Here is a 9,852-nt window from a genome sequence, read left to right as displayed (position 1 = left end):
GGTTTTAATTTTTTCACGTAATAAAATATATCCCCGCACCCTGCACAGCCCGGCGCGGAATAGATCTGCAACAATTCAGATGCCTGAACGGCATGCGGACATGTCACTAAAAATGATGAGCATCTAAGAAGATTCTTAAGTAATTTGCCTTAAGAGTTATAGCTAAACCGTGAAAGATTGCCAGTCTAAAATACGCATACTGTTCAGTGGGCGTGAATAAATTGATATCAGGAAAATATAATTAGGCGGGAAATGATTTTTATAGATTAAATTTATTAATATCACCTTTATAAAAAACTTATATAAAACTGACACAAACCCGCATCCGCCGCCTCATGTTGAGCGGCAGTGCGTGCGCAGAGCGAAAATGTCTCCATGCAAAGGGCGACCGGGTGATTGTTAAGCGGTGTAACTCTTTCAGAAAGTCGGCGATGCTGACGGGATTCACTCAGGAATAATCAGCGAATCATCCCTTATTTTATGCCTGACCGCCCATAAAAAAAGGCCGCTTTCGCGGCCTTTCACATTTCACAGCGTATGACGGCTGATTATTTCGCGTCAGCGTCTGGCAGTGCGTAAGCGATGATGTAATCGCCCAGTTTGGTGCCGAACGAACCGTGACCGCCTGCGGCGATAACAACGTACTGTTTACCGTTCACAGAATATGTCATCGGCGTCGCCTGGCCGCCTGCTGGCAGACGTGCTTCCCACAGTTTGTCACCGTTGCTCATATCGAATGCGCGCAGGTAGTTATCTGCGGTCGCTGCGATGAAGAACACGTTACCGGCGGTAGAAATCGGTGCGCCAAGCATCGGCATACCCATTTTGAACGGCAGCGGTAACGGTGAGCTGTCGCGCACGGTACCGATACGTTTTTTCCACACGATTTCGTTGGTTTTCAGGTCAACGCCGGAGATGTAACCCCATGAAGGCTGTTTACAAGGGAAGCCCAGCGGAGAAAGGAACGGGTTCAGCGTCACGCCAAATGGCACGCCGTACTGTGGCTGAATGCCCGTTTCAGTACCGGAACCGCCCTTATCGTTCGCATCTGGCTCGATAGGGTTGCCCGGACCGCGTGGGATCAGTTTAGACACGAATGGCAGTGCGATCGGGTTAGCGATAGCCACCTGACGGTCAGTGTCCACAGAGATACCGCCCCACTCGAACATACCGAGGTTACCTGGGAACACCAGAGTGCCCTGCTCGGATGGCGGTGTGAAGGTGCCTTCATAACGCAGTTTGTGGAAGATCACACGACACATCAGTTGGTCGTAGATCGTTGCGCCCCACATGTCTTTACCGGTCAGTTTCGCTTCCGGACGGAAGGTCAGTTTGGAGAACGGCTGAGTCGGAGAAACGTGGTCGCCTTTCGCTGCGCCTTGCGGAACAGGTTTTTCAGGGGCTTCAACAATCAGCTTACCGTCACGGCGATCCAGCACGAAGATGTTACCGGTTTTGGTCGGTACATAAATCGCAGGAACTTTGTTGCCGCTCTTGTCAGTGATATCTGCCAGCGTTGGCTGGGCAGGCACGTCCATATCCCACAGATCATGGTGAACAGTCTGGTAGAACCACGCCAGTTTACCGGTGGTCGCATTCAGCGCCAGCAGGCCACTCGCGTAACGTTCCATTTCCGGCGTACGGTTGCCGCCCCAGATGTCCGGTGTTGCCACGCCGATAGGCAGGTAAACCAGATCCAGTTTGTCATCATAAGACGCAGGCGCCCATGAGTTCGGGGAGTTCGGCGTGAAGTGCTGACCATCCGCAGGGATTTTGTTCGGTTCAGCCGCACCCGGATCGAAGGCCCACAGCAGTTTGCCGGTTTCCACATCAAAGCCACGGATAACGCCTGAAGGCTCGCGGTTTGAGTAGTTATCGGTAACTGCACCGGCCACGATGATCACAGATTTTGTGATGATTGGCGGTGAGGTTGGCTCGTAGTGACCCGGTGTCGCGTAAGGCATGTTGCCTTGCAGGTTCAGCTCACCGTTGTTACCGAATGCCGGGCAACGTGCGCCGGTTTCAGCGTCCAGCGCAAACAGACGGCCATCGTTGACCGGCAGAATGATACGACGTGAACAGACAGCAGGCGCTGCGCCATTCGCGGCGTTACCTTCCGCCGCTGGCGTCGTCTCATGATAAGACACACCACGGCAGGTCACGTGCTGGAACGTCGGGTTGGAGTTGAGCTGCGGATCGAATTTCCACTTCTCTTTACCGGTCGCGGCATCCAGAGCAAACAGCTTCTGGTGCGGCGTACACAGGTACAACATGTCGCCGATTTTGATTGGCGTGACTTCGTCAGTGATTTCGCCCGGATCGTTCGGGGTCTTCAGGTCACCGGTACGGAAAGTCCAGGCCACGTCGAGCTTGCTGACGTTTTTATCGTTGATCTGGCTCAGTGGCGAGTAACGGGTACCGCCCTGAGTGCGGCCATAAGCAGGCCAGTCACCATCAGGAATGCCGGATTCAGATTTTGCCGGAGCAGAATCCGCCGCTTTAAGGGTGCCGTTGATCACTTGCGGGTCGTTGAAGATGGAGTAACCCAGCACGATCACGGTGAACAGCAGGGATACCGCCAGCGCACCGCGTGCGAAAGCGTTTTTCGCCAGCATCTGGTTGTAAACCACCGGCAGCAGGATCCACAGACCTAAGAAGAAGGTGACGTCTAAACGCGGCGTCAGTGCCCAGAAGTCTGTGCCCACTTCCCATACGGCCCACACGGTGGTGCCGAACAGGAAAATCGCGTAGAGCAATAAGGCGGAAGAGCGGCGGCGGTACAACAGCCACGCGGTGACCAGCGAGATAACACCGGCAATAATGTAATAAAGAGAACCACCTAATTTTGCCAGCCAGATACCGCCGACAAGAAGATAAATCCCGCTTAACGCGGCGAACAAAGCGGTAATTATGACGACGATGCGTGATAACGAGGCTTTCGTTTCCATAGTTGATGACCTTACTGATTTTTTATAATCGTCGATTCAGGCGTAAGCCGAATCTTCAAGAACATCCGGTTCTCACCGGGTGTCATTCCTTGCGTGTGCTGCCCGACTTCAAAAAGTGCAGGTCACGGGCAGCACTGCGTGGTTCTACAAACTGAATTTATTCGAAACTGTAAGAAAGCGTCGCTCCGCCACCGTAATTACGGCCAGGTGCCGGTTCGAAGTAACGGCCATTGCCCTCGTTGACGATCACCGAACCGACATAGTTTCTGTCGAACAGGTTATCGACGCGGGTAAACAGGTCGAGGGTCACTTTGTCCCAGTTGAAGCGGTAACCCGCATTCACGCTGGCGACGGTGTAAGCCGGTGCCTGCTCGCTGTTTTCGTCATTCACTTCAATGTCACTCATGTAGCGCACATCGGCGCCGGCGTGCCAGCCATCAACCGGTGCCCACTCCAGTGAAGCGTAGCCCATGTTACGGGCAATACCCGGAAGACGGTTGCCCGCTGGCGTACAGTCACCGGATCCGCAGGTTTCATTACGGAAGGTGGCATCGAGCAGCGTCCAGGCCATCTTGACGCGCCAGTTTTCTTCAAACTGCTGATCTAAAGACAGTTCCAGGCCGCGACGACGGGTTTTACCGGCGTTGGTGTAACTTGAACGACCCCCGACGCTTTGCGCCACGATCAGCTCATCATCAGTATCGGTCTGGAAGACCGCCGCGGTGACTAAACCGTTGCCCACGCGCCATTTGCTGCCCAGCTCCACGGTGTTGCTGGTGGAAGGTTCCAGCCCGAGATTCAGGCCAGAGTTGCCGTCGGTGCGGTAGGAGAGTTCGTTGATGGTCGGCGTTTCAAAACCACGACCGGCTGAAATATAGGTGTTCAGCGCAGGGGTCACGGCATAGTTCAGGGACGCCATCGGCAACAGTTTGTGATAACGGCGCGAACCGCTGTCATCCGGATTGCTGCCGGTAATGTAGTAATCCTTCGAATCAAAACTGACCGTGCTGTAACGCGCGCCGACGTCCAGCGTCCAGCGCGGCGTCAGGTTCCACGTCGTTTGCAGATACGGGTCGAGGTTCCACATGACGTTCTTTTCATTACGGCGCTCGTTGCCCTTCACGCCCAGATCGCCCTGACTGTCTAAATTCTCATAACCGAAGCGACGCTCGGTCATGGTTTCATAATCCAGCCCGCCGGTGACCGAGAACGGCACCGAACCGATGTGATCGTCATGCTTCCAGCGGGTATCCACGCCGGAGTATTTACGTTCAAGAACAATCACCCCGCCCGCATTCAGCGGATTTTTCTGCGAGGCGGCCGGAATGGTCTGGTATTGCGTGGTGTGGCGCTCGCCGTGATAGGTCATCAGGCTGAATTCGTCGTTCTCACCCATCTGACGCTGATAGCGCAACCCGACCTGTGTCTGATCCAGCGATTTACGTGCGTTGTACTGATCGGCACGCTTGGCCTGCTTCGGGTCATCGTGCCATTCAGATTCTGTCAGGCCGCCCGGATCGTTGGCATCAACAGAGACGCTGTTAAACATCAGCGTCAGGGTGCTGTCATCATCAATGCGCACGCCCAGTTTGCCGTTGCCGAGATTTTTCTGTGTACCGCTGTGGTCGCGATAACCGTCGGTGGTAAAACGGGAGCCGGAGATCAGGTAATTCACATCGCCCGCGTGGGTGCCGTCGCCGGTCGCGCCGCTGGCTTTCACACTGTTACGAAAAGATCCGTAACTGCCGAAATACGTACCTGCTTCCAGTTTCGCGGGCTGAGAACCGGTCTGGGTATCCACGTTCACCACGCCGCCGGAGGCATTACCGTACAGCGCCGAGAAAGGCCCGCGCAGCACTTCAACGCGCTCGACGGAATTGAGATCGATATTCGACGTCTGACCCTGCCCGTCCGGCATGGTCGCCGGAATACCATCAACGTAAATCCGCACGCCGCGCACGCCGTACATGGAACGGCTGCCGAACCCGCGCACAGAAAGTTGCAGGTCCTGCGCATAGTTCTGGCGGTTCTGCACCTGTAAACCCGGCACGCTGCCGAGGCTTTCGGAGAGATTGACCTGCGCTTTGCTGTTTCTGAAATCGTCGCCGTCGATCACGCTGACCGCTGCCGGGGTGTCCAGCTCGGACAGGCCACCGGTGCCCTGTTTTTTGATGATCATCAGTGAAGATGAGTCGGAGGCGTCGTCAGTGTCACTTTTCGGTGTATCGGTAGCAGAGAGTGCGTAACTGACTGAAACCGGGCTACAAAATGACAAAAAGGTGATGATAAAAGCAGAGGTTTTGGCGTTCACTTTAGGCGTTCTTTTTCTGTTAGCTAAAAGTGCGAGCGGAGAGCCGCGTTAAAATACGATGCACATCTCACTTTTAGACTTTAGGAGTAGACAAAAAACCATCAATCTGATGGAGAATCAGGAAGGCGCTAACTATAGTTATTTTCTTCCTGTTAGTACATACGCAACTTTACAAATATAACTTTTTAACAAAATTCCGCACGCAAGGTACATGGCGGGCGATCTTTGCGCGCGCGGCAGCCTGTTATCTGCGCGTATGGAAACAACCGGCAATCAATGTCGTTTTTGTCATCCGCCCGTCACTCCCCTGACAGAGCCAGACGCCCACAGTGGCACCTCACCCCCGGTTTCAGAAACTCCATGAGGTATTGCCATGCGTTTTCGTTTAGCTTCAACATTAATAGTAGCCGCTGCGGCGGCATTCGCTTCTCAGGCGGCGATGGCGGCTCCGGTAAAAAATATCGTGCTGGTGCACGGCGCATTTGTGGGCGGCTCGGGATGGCGTCCGGTGTATGACATTCTGACGCACGATGGTTATAACGTGACGCTGGTGCAGGAACCGCTGACTTCCTTCCCGGAAGACGTGGCGGCCACCAGACGCATTCTGGATCAGCAAAATGGCCCGGCGATCCTAGTGGGCCACAGCTACGGCGGCGCGATCATCACGGAAGCAGGAAATGACCCGCACGTGGCGGGGCTGGTGTATATCGCGGCACACGCGCTGGACAACGGTGAAACGGAAGCGACCAACGGTAAGAAATTCCCCAACTCGGCGCACCCGTTTGTCAAAACGCCGGACGGATTCCTCTACATCAACCCGGCGGTGTTCCCGTCCGACTTTGCGGCCGACCTGCCACGTAAACAGGCGGAATTTGAAGCTAAGGCGCAGATGCTGACCTCCGCCAGCGTCTTCACCGCCAACATTCCTGACCCGGCATGGAAAGTGAAACCCAGCTGGTACATGGTGGCCATGTCCGACAAAATCATTAACCCGGATTTAGAGCGGATGTACGCCAGACGCGCACACAGCCACACCGTCGAAATCGCCGGTGCCAGCCATTCAGTGTATGAGTCACATCCGAAAGAAGTGGCCGCCCTGATTGAGCAGGCGGCAATGGGGGTGAAGTAAGGTTTCCCCCGCTCTACGCCCTGCGGGTGAAAGCAATCATGAGCGAAAGGGCATAGACCACGCACCCCAAAAATGCAGCCGGGGTGAGGCTGTCTGACAGATGCCCGGTGTGGTCATCGGTGTACATCACCAGGCCGACCACGGCGAGGCCCATGATGGCGCTGGGAATGTGGATCCAGCGGGTGAAACGTCCTTTTTGTGCTTTACAGGCGGCGAGCTCTTTTTGAGTTCGCCCCAGGGCGCTGTTCAGGCTTTCGCACTGCGCTTCATGATGCTGAGATTGCGCCGCTAAGCGGCTGTTTTCGCTGATCAGTTCGGCGATCTGCTTATTCAGCTTTGCCGCCTCGCTCTTCGCCGATTGCCCTTCGTACTCTTGCGATTTCAGGTTCACCCGCAGTTGGGTGATTTTACGGTTGGCTTCGGCGGTCAGCTCTTTTTGCTGGCCCAGCAGTGCGTAATTGCCGTCTGCACGACGGTTGGCGGCATGGCGTTTATCTTCTTCGTCACGCAGGCGGCGTTCGGACTCCGTTTCCAGCGCGGTTAACCGCTGTTGCAGGCTGTCGCGTGCCGCCGCCATGGCGGACATCTGGCTGCCGGTATAGGCAATCAGGCTGTTGGCGGCGTCAAGTTCTGCCGAGGTGGAATTGCCCGCCGCGCGCTGGCGTGAGCGCATGAGCGCCAGTTCATCGGCGTGCTGTTTTTTGAGGCGTTCAGACTGGTTAAGAAGTTCACTGACCCGCGTGTTGAGGCGGTACAACTCCCCTTGCAGCCGGGCCAGCTCTTCAGGGTTGCCGCCGTCGGTTTTGTTGCGCGCCACCGCCAGTTCATGCGTCAGGCTGCGCACCTGTTTTTCCAGCGCGGCGAGCCTTTCGACGGTGACAGCCGTATCTTTAAAAACGGTTTTGACTTTAGCTTTATCGGCCTCGGCACGGCTGAAACTGACGCCTCTGAGCGCGCTTTCCACTTCACGGGCGATGGATATTTTATCCATGGCCTTCATGCGGTTGCAGGCGCTGGCGAGGAAAGTGGCCGCTTCGTGACCGTTGCCGGTGCCAAAGGCTTGTTTGATAAGGCTTTGTATCACGCTCATGGTTGTCGCGCTCACTCACAGGAAATATTCAGGACATGCCCGATGTACATCGATTTACTGATTGTATCAGATAGGATTTCTTTTATTTAGGGGAGTTATTTTGAGCGGGGCAGGACAGGTGATGTTGCGGTTTTTTGAGGTCAGATCCCGATCACCCGCAGATTCGTCACCCCTTTTGCTCCCAGCATCAGCGCACTTTCACTGTCGGCTGTCGCGGCGGAGCCGGTGATCATAATGGCGTAGCGGGCATTAAAGGGCTGCGGCTGACGGTGGGCGAGGTGCAGATGCGCGACGATATGTTTGACGTCGAGCAATACCACCAGGTTTTTCGCCATTGCGCTGAGGGTGTTTACGGCAAGCGCAGGGTCGCTGAGAAAAATCGCACCGGTGTCGGCGACGCCAAAACAGGCGCGCACCACGCCGACATCCGCGTCTTTCAACGCGGTCGCCGGGGTACGGGCGTCAAAATCGATGTCCGCGATAATCTCCGGTGTCGCGGAACAAAACAGGGATTCTGCCGGGTACAGTTCGCGCAGGTAAGCGTTCAGCGTGGTATAGCCCGTCAGCGGTGTCTGCAAAAAATGGTCATCCCAGATGCCGCCGCTCAGGGTCAGCGCGCGCGCAAAAGCCAGCACAGGATCGGGCTGCGAATCTTCCGCCGGGAACAGCGCGTGAATGAATTTATGCTGGCGGATGGCGGTCAGAAAATCGCTGCGGCGCATGGCGTGTCCTTGTCTGGTAGAAGTCACCTCACGCCGGAAACAGGCGATCCTGTTCCGGCGGAGAGGGTTAAATGATCAATGGAATTGCAGATAGGCCACGTGGGTTTGCAGATATTCCTGCAAGCCGTGTTTACCGTCCGCGCCGCCGACACCCGATTTACGCCAGCCCGCATGGAAGCCCTGCATCGCTTCAAAGTTTTCGCGGTTGATGTAAGTCTCACCGAATTTCAGCTGTTTCAGCGCTTTCATCGCCGTATTGATGTTGCTGGTGTAAATCGACGACGTCAGGCCGTATTCGCTGTCGTTCGCCATCGCGATGGCTTCTTCCAGCGTGTTGAACGTCGCGACCGGCAGCACCGGGCCGAACACTTCCTCGTGCATGATCGGCATTTCCTGCTTCACATCCACCAGCAACGTTGGCGGGTAGAAGAAGCCGGTGCCGCCCTCGCGCTTACCGCCAAGCAGCACTTTCGCGCCCTGTGAGACAGCTTTCGCCACTTTGTCTTCCACGCGCTGTAATGCTGCAGCGCTGATAAGCGGCCCCATATCCAGCTCTTTTTTCTCCGCAGTGTTGCCGAAGGTCACTTCTTTCATGGCAGCGCTGAGGCGCGAAATGAACTCGTCGTAGACGCCTTGCTGCACATAGACACGTTCGGCGCAGTTACACACCTGCCCGGTATTGATGACGCGCGAGCTGACGATGGCTTTTACCGCCAGATCTAAATCGGCGTCGTTCATCACGATGGCGGGCGCTTTGCCGCCCAGCTCCAGCGAAACTTTGGTGACGTTCTGCGCCGCAGCGGTCATGGTGGCGATACCCGCCGCCACGCTGCCGGTCAGGCTGACCATGCCAACTTTCGGGTTGGCTGCCAGTTCCTGCCCGACGGTCGGGCCGTAGCCGGTGACAATGTTCAGCACGCCTTTTGGCAGGCCGATGTGGTGAATGATTTCAGCAAAGATCACCGCATTGTTCGGGGTGATTTCACTCGGTTTGATCACGATGGTGTTACCGGTGATCAGCGCCGGTGCCGCTTTGCGGGCGATCAGGAAGAACGGGAAGTTCCACGGCAAAATACCGGTGGTCACACCGATGGCTTTGCGGAACACAAAGATGTTTTCGTTTGGGCGGTCGCTCTGAATGATTTCGCCTTCGTAACGGCGCGCCCATTCCGCCATGTAATCCAGGTAATCCGCCGTGAACAACACTTCGGTTTGCGCCAGGCCGTAGGTTTTACCGCCTTCGGCAATGATGGTTTGCGTCAGCTCGGCTTCGCGTTCGCGGATACCGGCGGCGATTTTGTGCAGCCACACGCCGCGTTCCACCGCAGGCAGCGCTTCCCAGCCCGGCTGCGCCGCTTCGGCGGCATCAATGGCTCTTTTGGCATCTTCTGCCGAGCCTTCAGGGATCTGCGAAATCACCTGTTCTGTCGCCGGATTCACTACGTCAATCCACTTTCCGCCGGTGTTTTCGACAAATTCGCCGTTGATGTACATACGTTTCTGAACTGTGCCCATAGCTGGAGTCTCCAAAGTACGGATAGAGGTGATGAACGAGTTGTTAAAAAATAAGTTCTTTTTTGTGAAGTTTTAACAGCCTGTTCTATCCGACCGGGTTTTACCTTTCCGTCACTGCCAGCCCGGCGTGGGAAATG

At 55.6% G+C, this 9,852-nt stretch carries 6 protein-coding genes; 1 reads left to right on the top strand and 5 read right to left on the bottom strand.

Annotation, left to right across the window (positions count from 1 at the left end; all coding sequences use genetic code 11):
* Positions 1–548 precede the first annotated feature (548 nt).
* Both ABSH60_RS21610 and pqqU read right to left on the bottom strand, forming a co-directional pair.
* Positions 549–2,948 (bottom strand): glucose/quinate/shikimate family membrane-bound PQQ-dependent dehydrogenase, encoded by a 2,400-nt coding sequence (locus ABSH60_RS21610; RefSeq protein WP_183849444.1) that lies wholly within the window; start codon positions 2,946–2,948, stop codon positions 549–551.
* Positions 2,949–3,105: 157 nt separating this feature from the next.
* Entirely contained in the window at positions 3,106–5,259 is a 2,154-nt protein-coding gene (gene pqqU / locus ABSH60_RS21605; protein WP_390976095.1) for a TonB-dependent receptor PqqU, read from the bottom strand.
* 373 nt (positions 5,260–5,632) lie between these two features.
* Here pqqU and ABSH60_RS21600 point away from each other — a divergent pair, with 373 nt between their 5' ends.
* Positions 5,633–6,388 (top strand): alpha/beta fold hydrolase, encoded by a 756-nt coding sequence (locus ABSH60_RS21600; protein ID WP_390976093.1) that lies wholly within the window; start codon positions 5,633–5,635, stop codon positions 6,386–6,388.
* Between the two features lie 13 nt (positions 6,389–6,401).
* Here the strand turns inward: ABSH60_RS21600 and ABSH60_RS21595 are convergent, their stop codons facing one another.
* From ABSH60_RS21595 to aldA, 3 genes are all read right to left on the bottom strand, one after another.
* Positions 6,402–7,478: a hypothetical protein gene (locus ABSH60_RS21595; RefSeq protein WP_390976091.1), complete on the bottom strand. Its 1,077-nt coding sequence runs from the start codon at positions 7,476–7,478 to the stop codon at positions 6,402–6,404.
* 140 nt (positions 7,479–7,618) lie between these two features.
* A complete protein-coding gene (locus ABSH60_RS21590) occupies positions 7,619–8,200 on the bottom strand; it encodes an LUD domain-containing protein (protein ID WP_390976089.1) in 582 nt (193 codons plus the stop codon).
* Positions 8,201–8,275: 75 nt separating this feature from the next.
* Positions 8,276–9,715, bottom strand: coding sequence for an aldehyde dehydrogenase (gene aldA, locus ABSH60_RS21585; protein WP_056779802.1), 1,440 nt, complete (start codon positions 9,713–9,715; stop codon positions 8,276–8,278).
* Positions 9,716–9,852: the final 137 nt, after the last annotated feature.

The sequence above is a fragment of the Rahnella sp. R3(2024) genome (genome assembly GCF_042920125.1).
GTDB lineage: Bacteria > Pseudomonadota > Gammaproteobacteria > Enterobacterales > Enterobacteriaceae > Rahnella > Rahnella rivi.
This window is presented reverse-complemented; position numbering and strand designations above follow the sequence as displayed.

What these genes read in the sequence shown, in the direction of transcription:
- ABSH60_RS21610 (WP_183849444.1), bottom strand. Translation starts at nt 2,948, where the DNA reads ATGGAAACGAAAGCCTCGTTATCACGCATCGTCGTCATAATTACCGCT.
- ABSH60_RS21600 (WP_390976093.1), top strand. Translation starts at nt 5,633, where the DNA reads ATGCGTTTTCGTTTAGCTTCAACATTAATAGTAGCCGCTGCGGCGGCA.
- ABSH60_RS21595 (WP_390976091.1), bottom strand. Translation starts at nt 7,478, where the DNA reads ATGAGCGTGATACAAAGCCTTATCAAACAAGCCTTTGGCACCGGCAAC.
- ABSH60_RS21590 (WP_390976089.1), bottom strand. Translation starts at nt 8,200, where the DNA reads ATGCGCCGCAGCGATTTTCTGACCGCCATCCGCCAGCATAAATTCATT.
- aldA (WP_056779802.1), bottom strand. Translation starts at nt 9,715, where the DNA reads ATGGGCACAGTTCAGAAACGTATGTACATCAACGGCGAATTTGTCGAA.